This is a genomic window from Levilactobacillus parabrevis (assembly GCF_044051715.1).
GTDB lineage: Bacteria > Bacillota > Bacilli > Lactobacillales > Lactobacillaceae > Levilactobacillus > Levilactobacillus parabrevis.
The window spans coordinates 1163102-1184536 of sequence record NZ_CP168688.1 but is presented as its reverse complement, the minus strand read 5'-3'; the positions used below and the strand labels follow the sequence as shown (position 1 = coordinate 1184536).

The following is a 21435-nucleotide window of genomic DNA, read 5'->3' as shown; positions in this document are numbered from 1 at the left end:
TTATTTCAACTTGTCGTGTGGGTACTTGTGCACCCGTTCCAACTTTGGAAATTGCTGTTGCCGCAGGACCTCGTAAATCACGATTGCCGCTGAATTAGATAAGTTTAACGCCCGAATGTGGGTGTCGTCTTGTGGAATCCGAATACATTTCTCGGCGTTCTTCCGCATGAAGGGTTCTGGTAATCCCGTGGTCTCCTTACCGAATAAGAAATAATGATCATTATCGTTCAGACTGTAATCGGGTTCGGTATAGTCCTGATCCGCAAATTTTGACACTAAGTAAAGTTGGGTTGGATCGGGAATCGACTCCAAGAATTCTGGTAAGTTTTCATGGTACCGCACGTCTACTTTATCCCAGTAATCCAGACCCGCCCGCTTCAAATGGGCATCGTCCACTGAGAATCCCAAGGGCTTGATCAAATCTAAAATGGTATCAGTCCCCGCACACGTCCGGGCAATATTTCCCGTGTTAGCGGGAAAAAGTGGTTCAAATAAGGCAATATGGTTAGTCATACTCTCTCTCCGTTCTGTCTATCAAACATTCGTTCTGTTCCATCATTATAGCCATTCTGGTAGGCTTTTGACAAGGGTCCAAATTTAGCATCGTTATCGCTGGAGCCAGCCGTGACGATGGTGTAAGTCCGGGTGCCCACTTCATCCCGGACTTACACCATCGGATGACCTTGAAGCCACACGATCTTGTGTGGCTTCAAGGCAAGTCGGAAGCCCGCTCCATGGCTGCAGACAGCCCCCACAGCGAGCAGAATTCTGACAACCGCAGGCGATATCTTTAACCCAACCGCAGCGCAGAAAAAAAGCAGTTCCTCGGTGTGGGCACGGCGAGGGGCTGCTTTAGTGAAGTGCTACTTGTCAGTCGCTAACAGCTTACACTGATATCGACCGCCAAACGATTTCTCATTGGTAAATATAACACCGCTCTGTCAGGTTCGCAAGCCTTTTGCGTAAGATTCTTCAACGTTTCACCTAATTCACTTGCGTACTTAACAAGGTCACATCGACCGTGATGTGTGCGAAGGGATTAGCCTTGACCTGCGCCAATTGGGCCTCGTCAGCACCCCAGTGCATCGGGGTCATCAGCATGAGATCGGCGAATAGCTCGGCCGGAACTGGGACCTGATAACGAATCCGTTGCGCGGTTGCTTCCGGATAATGTTGCTTGAATAGGTCCAAGACATTCCCGTTATCGTAGGTCGCGTGGGCACTGCCTGCGGGGAAAATGGCCTGGCGCAACTCAATCAGATAATCCGCATTCGGAATCACCTTTAATAAACGACCACCCGGCGCAATCACACGATTAAATTCCTTGTAAGCCGACGGTGAGAACAGGTCCAGTACCGTGGTAAAGGCCCCATCGCTAAACGGCATTTGGGCCAGGTCGGCCACGCAGAAAAAAGCGGGCCCACCAAGTTGTGTGGCTAAATTTATACCGGGCTTGGAGAGGTCGAAACCAACCGCTGTGTCGCGGTTATCGCGACGCTGTAAGACATCCACCAACGGCGTTCCTTCGCCACACCCGACATCTAAAATTGTTTGGGGACTGGCCGGCATTTGCGCAGCAAACTCTTCAGTGATCCCGGCAAAGAGACCTGCTTGTAGCATGCGGCGTCGAGCGGCTAACATGTCATTGTCATATTCACTCTCGACGGCCCGCTGCATGAAATACAGGGTTCCCTTCTTCGAGAGGTCAACGTTGTGGCCGTGTGGACAGACCAGGCTGTGCCCGTCAACGTGGTCGTATGGAGCCAAGCACACGGGACAGCGGAATAAGTTTACATGGGTCGTTAGGAACGCGGCCGCTTCATCAATTTTTTTCATCAGGTGTCGTTTCTCCTTGTTCAGTCACGGGTGCTGGCACGTCCGCTGCTTCATCGTAGCCGCCTACAAATTGACGGTACCACTGGAAGCTCTCGGTTGCGATGACGCGAATCACGGCGTATCCAGGAATTCCTAGGATCACACCGAGGACGCCAAAAGCCTTCCCGGAAATCAGTAAAATAAAAATAATCGTTAATGGATGAATCTTGAGCGAGCTCCCCAGGACAAGGGGAGAAATGAATCGACCTTCCAATGTCTGTTCAACGATGAAGACAATCAGGACCTTCACCAACATCCACGGGGAAACAAAGGCAGCAACCACTACGGCTGGCACCATGGCCAGGAAGGATCCCAGGTAAGGGACCAAGTTCAGGACCCCTGCGAGGATTCCCAGCAGTAAGGCGAAGCGCAAGCCAATAATCAGAAAACCAACGTAGAACAACATCGCAACGATAAAAGCCACGATCAATTGTCCCCGCACATAGTTACTGACTTGGCGATTCATTTCAACTAATAAATGTTTGGCCGATTGCCGATGCTTGATCGGTAAAATTTTAGCCAGGTGATCTGGTAGTTGATGGCCATCTCGCAGGAGATAAAACAGAACGAATGGCGCGGTGATCACTCCCACCGCAATCGAGACAACCCGACTGACGATGCCACCGACCGAACTGACTGTACTCTGTGCGAGGCCAGAAACGGCTGCGGAAGAGCTGTCGGACAGCTGTTGGTTGAATTGATCCAGTTGTGCCTTCAGACCACTCAGGCGGTCATCTTGGAGCCATGTCGAGACCATTCCGGTGGCATCCCGCCAATAATGAGGCCACTCGGCGATCAGGGTCGTCAATTGTCGTTGGACCATTGGAATCAGACTACCGATTCCCCAGACCAGCAGTAGCGCAATAATGACGAAAAGTCCCAGAATCGACCAAAGCCGCCCGACACGGTGCTTTTCTAACCAGTCGACCAGTGGATTTAGTAAATAATAGCCCACCCCGGCAATGATAAGGGGTAAACCGGCAATCTGCCAGACCAAAACAAACGGCGTGGCGAGCCATGGGACTTTACTTAACACTAGTAAAATGAGTAAAATAAGAAGCGTAATTGTTAGTATCGAAACTAAACGATTATTTACGACCCAGTTCCAGAACCAGGAACGTGTCTTATGCGTATCTGATTTCAATAACTTCACTCCCGTTAATTGAGTGCGTTCATTGTACCATACCGTTAGTGCCATTGACGAATTTCTAACTTGAGAAAGGATTGACGATTTTGCTGTTAGTTGAACCGTTACTAGAGAATTATCCGCAACTCCCCGCTGCTGTCGAGGCTGGTGCCAAACGCGTCGCCTTAGCCGATAACTTAGCAGTTGGCGGCACCACCATTAGTAAGGGGGTCATGGGCGAAGCCGTTCGTTACGCTCATGAACACCAAGTCACCCTAGATGTTGTGATTGCCCCTCGCGGTGGTCACAGCCCTTACGATGACGTCGAATTAAAGATGATGGAGGCCGACCTGCTCGAAGCACAGCAGCTCGGTGTGGATGGGGCCATCTTTGGTGCCCTCGATCTTCAACACCACCTCGATCAAGAGGCATTGCGTCCCCTGATTGCAGCTGCTGGTGGGATGACCATGACCTTCAGCACGGCGTTCGATCAGATTCGCCCGCAAGACCGTGGCGCTGCCGTGGATTGGTTAGCCGACCAAGGCTTCGAACACATTCTGAGCACCGGCTTCGCTAATGAGGAACGCTTGGAAGACTGGACGATGACTAAGCGGTTGACGGATTCCGTGGGCATGACCATGATTCCCGCTGGTGTTACTGCCAACGAGATCAAGGCCATCGCCGATCAGTTAGGTACCAACCTCTTCTATGGTAAGAAAGTTTTAGCACTCTAAACGCCAAAGGGCTTCACCGCTTCTCATCAGCGATGAAGCCCTTTTACTATCCGCAAACGCCCGCCAGTCCACGAGTTGCCGCATGCATTATCCTCAGGAGAACCGCATTTCTCGAGAGAAATTCTTCGTGGCTGGCTCTGCCCATCGTTTGCATGCCCATTGGTAGACTATTTCTCAAAATTAGCTAACGTTACGACCGACGGCTGGAATGGCTGTAACTGTCCCGCAGCCTGTAACGCCGCAACCTTATCAATAAAAACGTTAATCTCATCGTCTGATTTAACCGTTGTAAATTGGCCAAAATCATACTGCCACCACCGTAGCGCCAAAAGCCGCTGAACCGTGGCGGGGTCAAAACGATACTTGACGATGCGCGCCGGATTACCAGCGACGACAGCATACGGCGGCACATCCTTAGTGACCACGGCATTGGCCGCGACCACGGCCCCATCGTTAATCGTAATTCCCGACGAAGCGAACGTCACATCTTGTCCGATCCAAACATCATTACCAATAATCACGGGCAGATCAACCGGCGGCATCTCACCCGCAACTTCAAAGGCAGTCGGATGCGTTGTGAGATATGCATTGAGGGCCGTACTATGCTGCTCATAGGTCACACTGGATGTCGTAAACCGATGAAGCGGATGGTTGGCCCCCATCCGACTGACCCCTGTGGCAATCGACGTATACCGTCCCACAATCGTATTTACTGGTAACACGCTTCGTGAGTAACTGAACGCGCCCATGGGATAGAGCCGATTACCAACGGGAAACGTCGTATAAGGTTCGAGTGAAATATTTCGGCTGACCGTCAGCACCGTTCCTGGCGAATAGCGCACGTGCTGGCCATTGAGAAAAGTAAAAATCTGGTGCTCACGGAGTAGCGCTGCCACTGCCGGCGTAAACGGGACCAACCGCCGTTTATGCGTGGCTTGATAGATCAGTTGGTCTTGAAAAAACGTGACACCCTGAATCACGGTAGCCATTTAAATCCCCCCAACTTACTGTGACCGCAACAAAGGTCACCGTCCCTGTGGCCGGCAACTAATGTTGATCCTGCAAACTAGTCAGCAAGGCTCGCCACTTCTCCGTGGTTGCCGCCGCTGTGTAACGTTTAGCCAGTCGCAGGCTGTTCTTCATATAGGTTTTCTGTAACTTTGCATCGCGCAAATACGAGCGAACCTTCCAATAAAGAATATCCACGTTATCGCGCTCGACTAGGTTACCGTTAACGCCATCCTCAATCATTTCGGTTGGTCCATAACGAATATCATAACTAATGACGGGTACCCCAAAGCTCAACGCTTCAAGGGTCGCCAATGAAAATCCTTCTTCATTACTCGTTACCATTTCCAGTGAGGCCTGAGCGTATTCAGCGGAAAGATCCGTTACAAATCCCCGGAAGAAAACGTGTTTCGCTAAGTCATGGTCGGCCACGTAATCGCGCAATTGTCGCTCATCGGCCTGTCCGCCAAAACCAAACAGGTGGAGTTCGACATGAGGAAATTCATCGACTAATCGTTCGACCACTTTAATCTGGTGAAGCACCTGCTTTTCCGGTGAGAATCGCGCAACCCCAATGATTCGATGTGGCTGCTTTTTTCGTAGGCTAACTTTATTCGCTTGGATGTACCCCACTGGAATGACGTCGATCGGTGGCAATTGATCAAATCTGGCCAATAGATCCTGCTTCTGAAGGGCAGTTGAGACCACGAATCGGTCAAACTTCTCCGGTTGCGATAACGGCACCCGGTAGGAACTCTTCAGTTTGGACCCCACGACGTCGGTTTGTTCACGGGCGTGCGTACTATGGAAGACCGCACACACCTTAACGTTAGCGGCGGTGTTCGCCATCGCCTGCCCAATATACCCATTCTTATCGCAGAAATAAACATCGCCATCTTCATATAGCGTGTTGAAGAAGAAGGTCTGGAACTCCTCCTCGGTATCGAAGAACCAATCACGTTGTTGAAAATCCTTCAGAATAATCCGCTTCAGCACCGTCTTCCCATCAATCTCACGATAGGTCCGTTCAATTTTGACCTGACCCTCACGATTGTAAAAGATCTCGGCCTGAACCCGCTGTTGCTCCTTTAAGAACTTAGTCTGGCTCAGAAAGCCACGTGAATCATAGAGGTCCCGTTTGATCTTCTGGTGATCACTATCGAAGTAATTTACGTAGTCTGGGCGCTGATACTCCTTATCGTTGAAGTGCACGTAAGCCACATAACGATCTTGCTCATCAAAAATCCGAATATCTGGCGCAATATCCACGAACTCTAAGCGAAAGTGACAAGTCGTTTCCCAGTAATCCACCCAGTCTTTAGCCGGAGCTAGTTGATCGTCAGTTGCCTCCTGAAAGTAGTCATAGAGCGTGAAGCACTGACCCTCTAAACCGAACTTGGCCGCGTTGGCATGGATTTTAGGATTGTATTTCGTGTAGATGCAGCGTGCAGGCCAACCTGCATCTGCAAATAACTTGATTCGGTTGACTTGGGCCTTCTCGATACCAGTCAACTTGGCATTCAAATACGCCCCCACAAAGTAATTCATCCTACTACCCCCAATTCGAATTCACCGTTAAATTTCCCACGGATACTTGCCATTCGCATCCTTTTTAGTATGTTTCATCATGTATTCTGTCTTCTCATCCATGCGCTTGCGAGTCTTCTTTTTATTATGATGACGCACGACCAAGACTACGATCCCCAATACAATGTAAATAGACATTCTGATAAACATTTGAACTTTCTTGTAGGCAAAAATATTCGCTAAGATAATCATTGGCCGTCGCCTCCTAATATTTGTAGTTGTCGTAGTTAATCAAACCTGATAGGAAATGCTCGCAATCATCGATACGGGTCCGAAAATGGTCGTTACGCGTGAAGAAGCCCCCGTAAAACTTACTTGGGCGATAGAAGAACATCGCCACTTCAGGCTCAAAAGCCCCGGTTACTAATTCATGCTCGGCTCGCCGTTGCCAGACTTCCCGTAGATGCTGCACGTCATACTTTTCCAATAAGTCTTCGTTATCCGTCCGCCGAATAACATCGATCAGCCGCACCGTAGCATTCAATAACTCCAGCCGGGTCGGATGTGGGCTAACCTGGGCCTCAATGAAGCCTAAGTTACTGAAGGCATTTTTCAACCCCATCGCCATGTAATCTCGGTTGGCAGGGAAAGCATGTACCGCCTCATTCGTCGCGTAAGCAATCCAGTGATCATGGTACTTGCCGAAGTCATTTTCAACCATAAAGTTCAGCGTCTGTTGTGCCTGTTGACCAATGTCGGCATCACCAGTTAATTCGAACAACCGAATCAGAGCGAAGGCAATTTCTCCTTCATAATAGATAATCCGAAAACTATCCTTAACCGTCAAATCGGGGTTCAAGACGTGATTGAAACGACCCGTTGGCTGGCGGAAAGCAACGACTCCACGAAAGGCTTGACGGGCAACCGTTTCAAACTGTGAATCCTTAGCGACCTCTTGATACTTGCACAATGCGAGAATCAACATGGCCTGTGCGCCCAATTTGATTTCTGGCGTGCCATTTTTGGGGTGTTCAATCGCAAAGCAAGCATCATCTTTCACTACTGTCAGATGCGCAATCCCCCATTGCAAAGCCGTTCGTGCCTTTTCGATATCTGCCACATTTCCGGTCGCCGCAATCGCTTCCATCAGCGCATAAATTGACGAGAAATGCCGGACACTGTTGTAGTTAGTCAATACCCGTTGCATCGCTGGAAAGTAACCGTAAACAAATTTACCATCGTCATCGATCTGCCGAGCCAGGTAGGCTTCTCCTGCCGTCAAATACGACTGAATCTCTTGCTTAGGGTTCTGTAGTAACCGAACGCCAGTCGTCCCATCCTCGCGTGTAGCCAGCGGCCAAATCTGTTGTCCGTCAGTGAAGATCCCCATCGTCGTAAAACTCCAGATGTACTGGCTTGCCGCTAAGTCTGGCACATCTTGGCCATCTCGTTCCTGTAGGTAATCGGCAATCGCCTTAAAGTCAATCCACATATCTGACGCGTTCTTACCAACCTGGTGATCCTTACCTGGATGAAAGAACTCATGGCCATTAATCTCCATCTCAAGTAACGCTGTTTTTAGCTCCGGATCGAAGCTAACACCACGACGCCAAAAGTTCATACGGGTCATGACTTTCAAATCCTGTTGTAAGTCCACTAGTAGCCGCCGCTGAAAACTGTTGACCGTCTCAATCCGAACCCAAGATTCTTGGGGAGCTGGCGCCAAAGTTTCAGTAACCGTCTTCCAAGCCTGATCGAAACTAGTTGCCCGTATAAATGACGTCTTGGCACGGTGACGTTTATCCGATATAGACAGCGCTAAAGTCACCTTTCCCGTTGCTTGATCCTTAGTTGTTCCAAGCCTCGTAAGCGCCTCACGAAGTTCCTTAATCACTGCCTTTTTCATGGATAGAACCGCCCCTCACATTAATTATTTTTCTAATATAAGAGTCCCCCCAGTTTGACCCAAAGGGGACCCGTCTGGATATAAATCAAGTATACCCACTTTTAAACCATTTTGTTACTATTTGCTACTTTTGTGATAACGATTGTTAATTATCACCATGCTTACCACGTTTGCCACCGAAGTACCACCATGAGCCACCGGTCACAGCCGCAATAGCTGCCAGGATGGAGCCCCAAAGCGTCAGGTTATTCCCATCGTTTTGAGAGTTTTGACCGGAATCAGCATCGTTACCAGTTGATGGATTGGCAGCCGCCCCGCTCTTCGAGGTAGTAGACTTATCAGCCGTCTTCTTGTCTGACGAATCACTAGCCGAAGCCTTGTCATTGTCAGCATTTGGACTAGCCAAGTTTGTTACAGCTGGTTGCGTACCGTCACCAGTTGTTGGCGTTGCACTCGCTGCGTACCCCATTGGCGTTGCCGTGGCACCGGTCGTTCCAGTGTTTGACCCGGTACCAGTCGTTCCAGTACCAGCGCCGGTAGTCGTACCGCCACCGTTTGAACTGCTACCATTACTTCCGCCACCGGCGTTTGAACCACCGCCGTTCGAACCAGACCCGTTGCCACCATTTGAACCGGATCCGCCGTCAGCATCAGAGTCACCATCGGAGTCGGAGTCACTATCAGAATCGGAATCACTATCTGAGTCCGAGTCACTATCTGAGTCGGAGTCACTGTCAGAATCTGAGTCACTATCTGAGTCGGAGTCACTGTCGGAGTCCGAATCGCTATCGGAATCAGAATCGCTGTCGGAGTCGGAATCACTATCGGAATCGGAGTCGCTGTCGGAGTCAGAATCGCTGTCGGAGTCGGAGTCACTATCTGAATCGGAGTCACTGTCCGAATCGGAATCGCTGTCGGAGTCCGAATCACTGTCGGAGTCCGAATCACTGTCTGAATCGGAATCACTATCGGAATCAGAATCACTGTCGGAGTCGGAGTCGCTATCAGAATCGGAATCACTATCCGAGTCGGAGTCACTATCTGAATCAGAATCACTGTCGGAATCGGAATCGCTGTCAGAGTCTGAATCACTGTCGGAGTCCGAATCACTGTCGGAGTCCGAATCACTATCGGAGTCTGAGTCACTGTCGGAATCGGAGTCACTGTCGGAGTCCGAGTCACTGTCGGAGTCGGAATCGCTATCAGAATCGGAATCACTGTCGGAATCGGAATCACTGTCTGAGTCCGAATCACTGTCTGAGTCCGAGTCACTGTCGGAATCCGAATCACTATCGGAATCGGAGTCACTGTCGGAATCTGAATCACTATCGGAATCGGAGTCACTGTCTGAGTCCGAATCGCTGTCGGAGTCCGAATCGGAATCACTGTCTGAATCCGAATCACTGTCTGAATCCGAATCACTGTCTGAGTCAGAATCACTGTCAGAATCCGAATCACTGTCTGAGTCTGAGTCACTGTCGGAGTCTGAATCGCTATCGGAATCCGAGTCACTGTCGGAATCCGAGTCGCTGTCGGAGTCAGAATCACTGTCTGAGTCCGAGTCACTGTCGGAGTCTGAATCGCTATCGGAATCGGAGTCACTGTCGGAATCTGAATCACTATCAGAATCGGAATCGCTATCCGAATCTGAATCACTATCAGAATCGGAGTCGCTATCTGAATCAGAGTCGCTATCTGAATCAGAGTCGCTATCAGAGTCCGAATCACTGTCGGAATCAGAATCACTATCGGAGTCGGAATCACTGTCGGAATCGGAGTCACTGTCGGAGTCAGAATCACTGTCGGAATCAGAGTCGCTATCGGAGTCCGAGTCACTGTCGGAGTCAGAATCACTATCGGAGTCGGAATCACTGTCGGAATCGGAGTCACTGTCGGAGTCAGAATCACTGTCGGAATCAGAGTCGCTATCGGAGTCAGAGTCACTGTCGGAGTCCGAATCGCTATCAGAATCGGAATCACTGTCCGAGTCAGAATCACTGTCGGAGTCGGAGTCACTGTCGGAATCGGAGTCACTGTCGGAGTCTGAGTCGCTATCGGAATCGGAATCACTGTCCGAGTCGGAGTCACTGTCGGAGTCGGAGTCACTGTCGGAGTCGGAGTCACTGTCGGAATCTGAGTCACTGTCGGAGTCTGAGTCACTGTCGGAATCGGAGTCACTGTCGGAGTCAGAATCACTATCTGAGTCTGAGTCGCTGTCAGAATCGGAGTCACTGTCTGAATCCGAGTCGCTATCTGAGTCTGAATCACTATCGGAATCCGAGTCGCTATCTGAGTCCGAGTCGCTGTCGGAGTCGGAATCGCTATCGGAATCGGAGTCACTGTCTGAGTCCGAATCGCTGTCAGAATCGGAGTCACTGTCTGAATCCGAGTCACTATCGGAATCCGAATCACTGTCTGAGTCGGAATCACTGTCAGAATCCGAGTCACTATCGGAATCGGAGTCCGAGTCTGAATCGCTGTCTGAGTCAGAGTCACTGTCGGAATCGGAGTCACTGTCGGAGTCCGAATCACTATCTGAGTCGGAGTCACTGTCGGAATCTGAATCACTGTCCGAGTCTGAATCACTGTCAGAATCCGAGTCACTATCGGAATCGGAGTCCGAGTCTGAATCGCTGTCTGAATCCGAATCACTGTCTGAGTCGGAATCACTGTCGGAATCGCTATCTGAGTCCGAATCACTATCGGAATCGGAGTCACTGTCGGAGTCCGAATCACTATCTGAGTCGGAGTCACTGTCGGAATCTGAATCACTGTCAGAATCCGAGTCACTATCGGAATCGGAGTCCGAGTCTGAATCGCTGTCTGAGTCAGAGTCACTGTCGGAATCGGAATCACTGTCTGAGTCGGAGTCACTATCTGAGTCTGAATCGCTGTCAGAATCCGAGTCACTGTCGGAATCGGAGTCTGAATCGCTGTCGGAGTCGGAGTCACTGTCGGAATCTGAGTCGCTATCCGAGTCGGAGTCACTGTCGGAATCTGAGTCGCTATCTGAGTCGGAATCGCTATCGGAATCCGAATCACTATCTGAATCTGAATCGCTATCAGAATCGGAGTCACTGTCGGAGTCCGAATCACTATCTGAGTCCGAATCACTGTCGGAATCGGAATCACTGTCTGAGTCGGAATCACTGTCGGAGTCCGAGTCACTGTCGGAGTCGGAGTCACTGTCGGAGTCGGAATCACTATCCGAATCTGAATCACTATCGGAATCTGAATCACTGTCGGAGTCCGAATCGCTGTCAGAGTCCGAATCACTGTCGGAATCCGAATCACTATCTGAGTCTGAGTCGCTGTCGGAGTCGGAATCACTATCGGAATCAGAATCACTGTCTGAGTCTGAGTCACTGTCGGAATCAGAGTCACTATCGGAGTCCGAATCGCTGTCTGAATCGGAATCACTGTCTGAATCCGAGTCGCTATCCGAGTCAGAATCACTGTCCGAGTCAGAGTCACTGTCGGAGTCCGAATCGCTATCTGAGTCGGAATCACTGTCCGAGTCAGAATCACTGTCTGAATCGGAGTCACTATCGGAATCCGAGTCGCTGTCTGAATCCGAGTCGCTATCTGAGTCGGAATCACTATCGGAATCCGAATCACTATCTGAGTCGGAATCACTATCTGAGTCGGAATCGCTGTCGGAATCGGAGTCGCTGTCTGAGTCGGAATCGCTGTCAGAATCGGAGTCGCTATCTGAGTCAGAGTCACTGTCTGAATCGGAGTCACTGTCCGAATCGGAGTCGCTGTCGGAGTCAGAGTCACTGTCGGAGTCTGAATCGCTATCGGAATCAGAATCACTGTCTGAGTCTGAGTCACTGTCTGAGTCGGAATCACTGTCTGAATCCGAGTCACTATCTGAGTCGGAATCACTGTCTGAATCCGAGTCACTATCTGAGTCGGAATCGCTGTCTGAATCCGAGTCACTATCTGAATCGCTATCTGAGTCTGAGTCGCTATCAGAATCGGAATCACTGTCTGAGTCTGAGTCGCTGTCGGAATCAGAATCACTGTCGGAGTCCGAATCGCTATCTGAATCGGAGTCACTGTCGGAATCGGAATCACTATCTGAATCGGAGTCACTGTCGGAGTCCGAATCGCTATCTGAGTCTGAGTCGCTGTCGGAGTCACTGTCTGAATCGGAGTCACTGTCGGAGTCCGAATCACTGTCAGAATCTGAGTCACTATCGGAATCGCTGTCATCCGTAGCTACAATTGCTTGATTGGCATATGAATGAGCATCAGATGCTGCACTTGATGCATCATCCTTAGACTTTTGAGCAGCTGAGGCTGCTTCGGAGGCTTGTTTTGCATAACTAGATGCAGCTGAGTTATCCGCCGCGGCTTCAGCAGATGAAGCTGAAGAGTGTGCAGCTGAGGCTGCTTCTGCGGCTGATTGTGCAGCTGAGGCTGCTGAGGTAGCTGTCGAAGCTGCTTCGGTTGCTAAATTAGCATATGAGCTGGCGTTTTTACCATTGTCCGCATATTGCTGCGCAACATCCCCATAGGAATTAGCAACGCTAGCATAATGTGCAGCTTCATTTGCAGCGTCAGTTGCTAAGCTTGCTGATGATGAAGATCCGTTAGTATAACTAGAATCAACTGCCAAGTAAGCTTGTCCTAACGTACTGATTGAGGTCTTACCATCAACAGTTGCGGTCACAACAAGTGTGTAGTACCCCTGATGAACAGCAGTGATCTCATCAATACTTAACACAGAGTTTGTCTGACCAGCTATTGCAGATCCTTGCGTACCGGCCGTTGCTGAGTAATACCATTGATAAGTTAAGCTACTGTCCGAGTCACTGGTCTCCATCTCCGGTGCCCAAGTGAACTGATCACCCGTGTTCGCATTCTTATCTGCTAAACCATTACCGACCATAACTTCTTTGCTTGCTGAGAACGTCGTCCCATCAGCGTTCGTAATCGTAGCCGTGATAATGATCTTACCAGCAGAAGTTGCAGACGTTGGTGTAACTGTCCCATCACTGTTAACCGTAGCAATAGATTCATCGCTACTCGTCCAGGTGATATCTCCAGTTGCGTTTCCAGGATTGGTGGTAACCGTGTAGTTCCCGGTCGTATGAGTATCAGAACTATTCAGAATGTAGTCATCACCAGAAATTGAAATACCAGTTGCTGGAATTTCACTATCATAAACGTCAACCGCAGATAATTTACTCCAGAAGGAACCAGTTACTATGCTCGTTCCAAGGAAACTTGCGGAGGATTGGAAAGCCAATGATCCAGTAAAGTCATCTGCAATCGTTACAGAAAGCGTACTTGCGGCTGAGGCTGCACCCGCATACCAAGGCGTGGTATCAGTCAATGTGTAATCCGCAACTACCTTACCTTTTTCGTCTTTGATCGTACCGGTTTGTGTTGAAGAGTTTAATAAGCCACTCCCAACAGCGTTAATCTTTTGCCACTTTCCGTTAATCTGAACATACCATGTAGCCGTATGCGAAGCATTGATGGCACCCAGTCCAGTTGAGGCACTGTTACTTAACGTAATTGTCTTGCCAGACGTTGTTGAGGTCGTTGCAGCTGCTTGCTGCGTAAATCCACCCGAGATAATAACCCCAAGCAATGACCAAGCATCATTTGATGGTTTACTTTGGTGTGATCCCAAGTTATTAGAGTACATAACTGCAAACTTTGCTGCTTCAGTTGCATTTGCAGCAGCAACTGTTGCAGTCGAACCTAACTGTTCAGATGAGACTAACGCTGCATCTGCGGCCGTTGAATACTCACTTGCCATGGCAAAGTTACCAGCAGCAACCGCTGAGGACGCCATTGACATGTAGTTGTTTGCTTCATTATTTGCTGCGTCAGCAGTCGCTGCAGCAAACTGTGCATCTTGTGCGTAGCTTGCGGCTGCACTCACGTATGAAGCCCCGAGACTTGTGTTTTGCGTCATTGCTGCAGCTAAGGATGCAGCTGTGGAGCCTGCAACTTGAGCAGATGCCGTGGCAGCTGCATCAATTGCTGCAGTCGATGCCGCGGTCACGCTAGTTGCTGAGGATTGTGCTTCCACAATGATTTTAGTAGCCAGACTCGCTGAACTTGCTGCTGAACTTGCGGAATTCGTTGCAAATTCAAGAAGTGTCAATGCGTTGTTGGCCTGAGCTTTAGCATGATCCAGATCTCCTTCAGCTGCATAAGAAGCAGCCCTCTTAGAAACCTCAACTGCTGAGCTCGCATAGAATGCAGCATCCGAATTGGCCGCAATTGCAGCTGCATTAGCTGCAGAAGCTAAATCTTGGTAATCCGGAGCCGAAGCAAACGCATTAGCTGCATCGGCTGCATTAGAGTTTGCAATTTCTGCTTGAATATTCGTTGCACTAGCAGCGGACGAAGCGGTCGCTGCATAGCTAGAAGCCAAGTAGCTACCAGCGGAGCCTTGCACTGTCGCCGCATTGTATGCTAGATCAATGTAGAAAGCCGCTTGAGAAGCCGCAGAGCTCACCAGAACATTGTAAGAGCTGGCAGCATTTTGTGCGGTAATCGCGTCGGCAGCATAGGAAGAAGCCGCAGAGTAATTTCTAGCCGTTTCATTTTCAGCGGCGAGACTGCTTGCTTCGGCAGCTGCTGTGGCGGCGTTTGCAGCTAATACTCCATATGACGAAGCATTGGATGCTGCATCACTCGCGCGCCCAGCGTATGACCAAATACTAATGTCATTGTCTTGACTAATATCTATTGTGCTGGACAACAGATTGTATGATGAATTCGCAACACTAGCCATTTCAGTAGCACTCGATGCAGAAGCTGCAGCTGCAGCAGCGGCACTCGATGCTTGGTTCGTGTAATTCCCGTTAACATCTGATACCACAACTGTGACAATATTAGAAGCTGTGGAGAACGTTGCTGTATTCCCTCCTCCCATAAGATTAGAAGCTTTCTTCGTTCCACTAACGACTAATTGGAAGTAGTAAGTTCCAGCAGAATCAAACGTCGGCGTATACGTCGATGACGTACTGGAAACGGATGACGTGTTTACTACAGTCCAGTCTTTTCCATTGGTAGACATATACCAAGTATATTGTGCCGAACCAGACAATTTGTATGTGAGCGTCCCACCACCAAGGAAACCATTATCGTACGTACCCAAGGTCATGGTGTTCGTGAACGTTGTTGTCGATCCAACCCCAACAGCTGTCGTTGATGCAGTAATCTTGTTCGTCGTAATACCGTCAGCATTTTGATCACTATCGGTTGAACCTTGCCCACCATTAGTATTCGTATCATAAGCAGCAGCCAGTGAAGCGGCGCTTGAGGCACCCTGCAATGATGCATTAGCATCGACGGCGGCTGAACTGGCAACCCGGGCTAACGAGGCCGCATCGGCAGCACTCGTGGCAACCGCAGCAGCTGAAGCAGCCGAACTAGCTAGGGTCGCGCTGGATGTCGCTAAAGTCGCATGTGACGCAGCACTACTGGCGTATTGTTCTGACTGAGTACCGTTGTAGCTAGAAGCTTCAGTTGCTAATGAACTTGCTGCACTTGCTGAACTCGCTGCCAGGACGGCACTGGAATTAGCTTTAACAGCCGAATCGCTAACGGCAATCGACGTGGCAGTATCAGCCGCTGATTGTGCCGTGGAGTTAGCCGTACTTGCTGCTTTGAAGGCGTCTAATCCTTGCGACGCTATCGAATTTGCTGAAACAAGTGCACCGCTAGCAGCCTCGTAGTCCCCGGTTAATGCAGCACTAGAAGCAAGATTGAACTGTGCTTGCGCATCGCTTGCCAAGGATGTTGCCAAGGATGATGCCGCGGCAGCATCTGCGGCGGCACTGCTGGCCGTTGCATAAGCAGAAACTGCAGCAGCGTTACTATTATCGTATTGAGTCGCGTTGTACGCGCTACTAGCAGCCGCAGAAGCGGAGACAGCTGCATCACTAGCGGCTGCAGCGGCTGAGAACGTTGGCTCGTTTGCACCACTCACAAGATCCTTCAAACCAGTAGCGGCGGCTGAACGTGCAACTACTGCCGTACTAGAAGCGAGATCAGCATATGACACGGCCTCAACGGCAGCTGAGCTGGCCAAAGACAAAGCCGTACTGTAATTTTCAATGTTAGTATCTGAATCACCCTTATCATCTGCAATCGCCTGCTTATAAGCTGAGGCTAGACTGTTGTAATACTGGGTGATATCTGCTGCGGTAACTGTCTTAGCAGCATAACTACTCGTAGCTGCGTAAGCACTTGTTGTGTCTGTAGTCGGAACTAAAGCAGCATAGCTACCTGCGCTACTAGCCGCAGAATTGGCAACAGCAGCAGCGCTGGCAGCTGTACTAGCTGCAGTACTGTTAGCTCCACTAGCTGCGCTTGAATCAGCACTGGCGACCGAAACCGAGATACTTTCGGCTACTGGCGTGACGACAGCCTTTTTAGTTGTTGCAACTTTAGTAACCGTTTTGGTAACGTTATCATTCAACGTAACATCAGTCTTTACCTCAGCCGCAGCCTTGGCTGCAATAGTTACAGCATCTGATGTTGTTGTGGCAACATTAGTCGGTACAGCGTCGGCACTAATAGCAGCTACCGATGTACTCTCAGTTGTCGCGCTACTTGAAGATGTTGTTTCTGAATAACTACTAGTCGCAACTACTTCATCCTCTTGTACGGCAGTTGCCGCAGATGAAGCCGCGCTAGAAGTAGCTGAAGAATCCGCGCCACTAGCTGAAGAGTTAGCAGCCTCAGATGTTACTTCAGATGTATTAGTTGATGATACGTTCGACTCTAGTTCATCCGCCGCTGTGCCTGCTGAGCTTGCTGCTGATGAAACGACCTGTGCATTACTACTGGTATCAGTCTGACTAGTGCTATCAGCACTTGCAGTCAGTGATCCAGCCCCCAAAAGCGAAAATGATGCCAGTGCAGCGAAAACCCAGGTCTTCCCTACCTTGTACATCTTGTAACGTAGCTTGGGGTCTCCATTAAAAGCTTTATTCCGCATGAATTTCACTTTTAATCGTCCTCCTTAAGTTGTCTGTGAAATGTTAGCCATAGACATGCCTCCTAGTTCCGCATCATGTCTACAGGTTTAGAAGTTAAGTGTAAATGGTCTATACACTTTTCTACAATGAAGGGTCGTACATATAAACGAGTTCCCCCTATGAACGAGCTCTTCAACAAAATCATTTTAGCATAAATTTACTATACATACTGTTTTAAAGATAAAATTATTATTGGTCTATCTTAGAAAACGGCGAAAATAGTAAAACTTCTAATTTTCTAACAGCAGTCTTTAATTTTAAGGTCAACTGATTAACTGCTTGTGTTTCATAGTTTAAGAAGATTTTTAGCTGTTGCCATCAGTTTACGAACGCTTCTACATCAGCGATTAAAGCATATGTAAGCATTGTACATCTTGGAGGGGAGATTTTATATACAGCTAATACCATTTTAGAATGCGCTTTCGTTAGTTTCTTTTTTTATCAACTTTTATGATATTTTGATTAAAAAATCTGTATGGGTTGGCGTTATCAGCCCCATTTGTTGGCCATAAATCCGTCAATAACGCAAGTATCTGATCCGCAAATATGGCAGTATCTGGTGCGCACACGGTTGCATTGAATCGCCAATTTACTCACATTAGTTTAAAAACGTAACATACAAATTGTGACCATTCTATCAACTGATAATCAACGCCATCACCAGTTTAAGCTAGACCCGCTTGCAAGTAAGCCAGCCCATTTGCTTTCACAAATATTTTCGTTGTTTCAAGATCTTGTGAAATCAGTTGTAAGGACCCGTTTGAGATGACACAGTTTCCACGATACTTGTTCCAGCTTCACTGTTGTGCCATCCCCATTAGTTACGTGGACAAACTAAAAGGATCCAGCATCGGCTATTTCACCAATGCTGGATCCCCACTTCGCTATTTATTTGAAAGTTGCCCATTATTGTAAATGACGGTTGCCTGTTGACCTTTCAAAACAGCAGCACCTAATTTCCGCGGATGCTGCCAACTGATTCCGGCCAAGGCAATTGCCGCAGCATCCATTGGCGTACTCCGGATGCCCTTACGGTTGGCTGGCAGCATATTGGGACCCGTCTCCCAAACACTCATAACCTCTGGCGTAATATAACCAATCGCACCAGCGTTGCCACCAGTCCTGCCACCGCCCAATGTCGGAATCCCTAGAGCATGGCCCAGCTCGCGAATCAGCACGGCTTCGCGGTTATTCTGGTCCTCAGCCGCGGTGAAGCCCTTCTTCTTCCAGTTTGCCGGGTAGAATTTCATCCCCGTACCGTCGTATTGCTGGCCACCAATATATTTGTCCTGACTCTTGGCGTCATGAATAATCTCATCACTGGCCTTGGGCTTATCGACGACCTGCACGATGTCATAGCCGGCTACCCAATTCCAAAACTCGGCGGCATCCTTGACCATTGGCGTCGTCATCATCTTGGATTCATTGTGGATCTGCAGGATACCATCGCTCCCCACAAAGTTACGGATACTCTTTCCACCCATTTTATAGACGTGACGGGTGGCAACTGCATCCAAGCTGTGATTCCCCGTGTATTTCGTCCCGTGGGTAATCTTGGTAAGTTGCTCAAGTTCCGACTGCTTATACGTCTTTAAATTGATAACACCGTCGACTGTATTCGTTGCCTTCGTGCGCTGATAATAGTGCGCATCATCAGTCATTGAGGCGTTCAACCGATTCAGCCCCATGAAGACCCCTGCCACCACGAGCGCCAGGCCCAACAGAAGCACTAATCGTTTCGTTAACTTTGTCATGATTCACTCCCCCGTGGAATTGTTGACGTTAACCGTCCTTGATTGTAGATTACCGTAGCCGCTGGATCCGTCAGTACCCAGCTCGCCAGCCTTCGTGGCTGTTGCCAGCTCAACCCAGCTAGCGCTAGTGCCGCCGCATCAGCTGCCGTACTGCGCACGCCTAAAGGATTACGCCCCGGTCGCCACGGCGCCATAAATTCTGCTGTAAGGATCCCTGCGCTGGCCGCGTTCCCACCCAAGGGACCACCGCCCAAGTGGGGAATCCCCAAAGCATGGCCAATCTCATGAATCAACGCCGCCTCCTGCCAATTATTTCGATCCTTAGCTGAGAGACCACTCATGTGCCAATTGGGCGGGAAAAACACCAAGCCCTGACCGTTGTAAGACTGCCTACCTAAGACCCCACGCTGAGTCTCGTTGTCATGGATCACCTCATCGCTTAGCCGCTGACTGTCAACGATGGCAACGATCTTTACTCCCGCGAGGTGATTCCAATAGGCCGCCGCATCGCGCACCATCGCCGTCGTCATAAATTTAGATTTATTGAACAACTGCAGCACACCATCGTTACCCACAATGTTGGGCAGGGGCTTCCCATCCAACTGATAAACATACTTCGTTGCGACAATGTCCAGACTTGTATTACCGTGATACTGGCTACCATGCGTCAACCGGGCCAGCGCCTCTAATTCTGCTTGTGAATAGTGCCCACGGGCAATGGTTCCTCGGTTATCAGTCTTAGTTCGCTGATAGTAGTGCCGGTTTGGACCACCCACGATACGCTGCGTGGTCCAATAACCCAGGAACCCCAAGAAAATAATTCCCAGAATCACAGCCATCCAAATTTCTCCGGAACGATGCATCCGAACACCCCCCTTAGATAGAAAAACCGCCCAAACAAAGAACGTTTTTGGCGGTTTCCTTCACTGTTAGTCCGCTGCGACAGCGGTCTTGTCTTGCGTCAAACTGGTAAAGTAGTCCAGCAACTGCTGCCACTGCTCAAAGACGGCATCCTCGGAGTAACGCTTAGCATTCTCATACGCCGCATCACTATATGCCCGTAGCTGTTCCCGATCACTGAGAAGCTTGATCAGTGCATCCGCCAATTGCTGTGGCTTGCCATTCTCCGTTAAGAGACCCGTCTTGCCGTCCTGGATAATGTCGCTAGGCCCATACTTCACATCATTAGCGACCATCGGTACACCATGAGACTGCGCTTCCAACAACGTCAGCGAGAAGCCTTCTGCTCGACTTGGCAAAACGCCCAACTGGGCACGATCGTAGACAGCTCCAATATCATGCGTGTACCCTTTGAAGCTGACAACATCGGTCAAACCGGCATCGACCACCTGCTGCTTGAACTTCTTCTCAATGTCCCCATTGGCATAACCCCAGAGCTCAAGTCGCGCATCCGGAAATTGCTGATGAACCTGCGCAAAGGCTTCAATCGAATGATTCTGTTGTTTTTCTGGCGCCAATCGTGCCACGTGAACAATCAGATCCTTTTGCCGCTTATCAAACGCCTGCCGCTTGCCAGCAATCTTTTCATCGGTCACATACCCCACTGGAATGGTAAATGCAGGAATCGCCGTCCCAAAGCGGTCAACAATATCTTGCGACTGCTCTGGCGTTGCTGAAATCACGGCATCCCACTTGTCCCAGTTATTCAGCGCATTCGTATAGTTATTATTCAGTGGCGAGTGCAACATGTCACTGGGATCGCTGACGTGGTCGTTGTGTAGGTGAAGCACCTTAAACGCTGGCGTCTGCATGTGAAAGAGTGCCCAGTCACATTCCACCGTTCGGTCACAGATGAAGACGTTGGCTGTCGACTGCGTGTTTAACTCATCATAGAAGAAGCGCGTGAGTTCATTCATCCCACTAAAGACCCAATTACTCTGCCGATAATTCAGTACGCGCCATGAAACACAGGCCTTGCCAGCACGATTGAGGTAGTGGTTCTTTTCAATATGCACCAGACCATCCGGCCCGAAGTACTGTTCCTGAGAAATTTTGCCTTCCCAGTCAAAGAGCTGTTCAAGACACTTGAAGCCGCGAACGTCCCACCACACCATCTTGATGGTGCGGCCATTAACGTCGAAGTATTGGACATTGCTAATCTCTTCACTGTCCTTGCGGAAGTAGATGATCATCATCATCTTCCCCTGGGCAAAGACTTGAAGCTGATTATCCTTCCGCGTCGTCGTAGTATTAGCTGGTAAGGAAAAATCATTCATGGTAAATGATTGGGTTTCCACATCGACACTATTGCAGAAGAATTCAAATAAGTTCACAAAGTTTTTGCGTGCAATGCCTGCCTGCCGCAGGATATTTGTGAGCTCCATCGAGAAGACACGAGTCACAATCTTAGCCGGAACCTGATGCTTGTCAAATAGCCGTAACCGGTTGATTTCGGCTTGCTCAATCCCTGATTTTGAATATTGCATGTTGTCATTTAAAAAATAATACATTCCCAGACCTTCCTTTC

The 21435-nt window shown here is 49.4% G+C and carries 12 protein-coding genes; 1 reads left to right on the top strand and 11 read right to left on the bottom strand.

The annotated features are described in order from the left end of the window. From ACEPSU_RS05630 to ACEPSU_RS05620, 3 genes are all read right to left on the bottom strand, one after another. Entirely contained in the window at positions 1 to 513 is a 513-nt protein-coding gene (locus tag ACEPSU_RS05630) for a tRNA (cytidine(34)-2'-O)-methyltransferase (protein WP_020088825.1), read from the bottom strand. 471 nt (positions 514 to 984) lie between these two features. Next, positions 985 to 1836: a methyltransferase domain-containing protein gene (locus ACEPSU_RS05625; RefSeq protein WP_395323055.1), complete on the bottom strand. Its 852-nt coding sequence runs from the start codon at positions 1834 to 1836 to the stop codon at positions 985 to 987. Beyond that, positions 1823 to 3019 (bottom strand): AI-2E family transporter, encoded by a 1197-nt coding sequence (locus ACEPSU_RS05620; RefSeq protein ID WP_395323054.1) that lies wholly within the window; start codon positions 3017 to 3019, stop codon positions 1823 to 1825. The genes ACEPSU_RS05625 and ACEPSU_RS05620 overlap by 14 nt, the downstream gene beginning before the upstream one ends. A gap of 89 nt (positions 3020 to 3108) precedes the next feature. Between ACEPSU_RS05620 and ACEPSU_RS05615 the strand changes: the two genes are divergently transcribed. Next, a complete protein-coding gene (locus ACEPSU_RS05615) occupies positions 3109 to 3735 on the top strand; it encodes a copper homeostasis protein CutC (RefSeq protein ID WP_020088828.1) in 627 nt (208 codons plus the stop codon). Positions 3736 to 3902: 167 nt separating this feature from the next. Here ACEPSU_RS05615 and ACEPSU_RS05610 read toward each other — a convergent pair whose 3' ends face one another. The 8 genes from ACEPSU_RS05610 to ACEPSU_RS05575 all read right to left on the bottom strand — a co-directional run bounded on the left by ACEPSU_RS05610 (position 3903) and on the right by ACEPSU_RS05575 (position 21418). After that, positions 3903 to 4724 carry a CatB-related O-acetyltransferase gene (locus ACEPSU_RS05610; RefSeq protein ID WP_395323053.1) on the bottom strand — a complete coding sequence of 274 codons (822 nt, stop codon included), beginning with the start codon at positions 4722 to 4724 and terminating at the stop codon, positions 3903 to 3905. Between the two features lie 58 nt (positions 4725 to 4782). Then, positions 4783 to 6291, bottom strand: coding sequence for a glycosyltransferase (locus ACEPSU_RS05605; RefSeq protein WP_395323052.1), 1509 nt, complete (start codon positions 6289 to 6291; stop codon positions 4783 to 4785). A gap of 27 nt (positions 6292 to 6318) precedes the next feature. Further along, positions 6319 to 6468, bottom strand: coding sequence for a hypothetical protein (locus ACEPSU_RS05600; protein ID WP_395361630.1), 150 nt, complete (start codon positions 6466 to 6468; stop codon positions 6319 to 6321). Positions 6469 to 6535: 67 nt separating this feature from the next. Continuing rightward, positions 6536 to 8176 (bottom strand): glycosyl transferase family 1, encoded by a 1641-nt coding sequence (locus ACEPSU_RS05595; protein ID WP_395323051.1) that lies wholly within the window; start codon positions 8174 to 8176, stop codon positions 6536 to 6538. Between the two features lie 145 nt (positions 8177 to 8321). Then, entirely contained in the window at positions 8322 to 17153 is an 8832-nt protein-coding gene (locus ACEPSU_RS05590) for a KxYKxGKxW signal peptide domain-containing protein (RefSeq protein WP_395361641.1), read from the bottom strand. A 924-nt stretch (positions 17154 to 18077) separates the two neighbouring features. Beyond that, entirely contained in the window at positions 18078 to 18947 is an 870-nt protein-coding gene (locus tag ACEPSU_RS05585) for a hypothetical protein (protein WP_395323050.1), read from the bottom strand. After that, on the bottom strand, positions 18944 to 19810 hold the full coding sequence (locus tag ACEPSU_RS05580) for a hypothetical protein (RefSeq protein ID WP_395323049.1): 867 nt from the start codon (positions 19808 to 19810) through the stop codon (positions 18944 to 18946). Before ACEPSU_RS05580 ends, ACEPSU_RS05585 begins: the two co-directional genes overlap by 4 nt. 66 nt (positions 19811 to 19876) lie before the next feature. Then, a complete protein-coding gene (locus ACEPSU_RS05575) occupies positions 19877 to 21418 on the bottom strand; it encodes a glycosyltransferase family 4 protein (protein ID WP_395323048.1) in 1542 nt (513 codons plus the stop codon). Positions 21419 to 21435: the final 17 nt, after the last annotated feature.

Coding starts and splice junctions, on each gene's coding strand:
- ACEPSU_RS05630 (WP_020088825.1), bottom strand. CDS start 513: ATGACTAACCATATTGCCTTATTTGAACCACTTTTTCCCGCTAACACG.
- ACEPSU_RS05625 (WP_395323055.1), bottom strand. CDS start 1,836: ATGAAAAAAATTGATGAAGCGGCCGCGTTCCTAACGACCCATGTAAAC.
- ACEPSU_RS05610 (WP_395323053.1), bottom strand. CDS start 4,724: ATGGCTACCGTGATTCAGGGTGTCACGTTTTTTCAAGACCAACTGATC.
- ACEPSU_RS05605 (WP_395323052.1), bottom strand. CDS start 6,291: ATGAATTACTTTGTGGGGGCGTATTTGAATGCCAAGTTGACTGGTATC.
- ACEPSU_RS05600 (WP_395361630.1), bottom strand. CDS start 6,468: ATGTCTATTTACATTGTATTGGGGATCGTAGTCTTGGTCGTGCGTCAT.
- ACEPSU_RS05595 (WP_395323051.1), bottom strand. CDS start 8,176: ATGAAAAAGGCAGTGATTAAGGAACTTCGTGAGGCGCTTACGAGGCTT.
- ACEPSU_RS05590 (WP_395361641.1), bottom strand. CDS start 17,153: ATGCGGAATAAAGCTTTTAATGGAGACCCCAAGCTACGTTACAAGATG.
- ACEPSU_RS05585 (WP_395323050.1), bottom strand. CDS start 18,947: ATGACAAAGTTAACGAAACGATTAGTGCTTCTGTTGGGCCTGGCGCTC.
- ACEPSU_RS05580 (WP_395323049.1), bottom strand. CDS start 19,810: ATGCATCGTTCCGGAGAAATTTGGATGGCTGTGATTCTGGGAATTATT.
- ACEPSU_RS05575 (WP_395323048.1), bottom strand. CDS start 21,418: ATGTATTATTTTTTAAATGACAACATGCAATATTCAAAATCAGGGATT.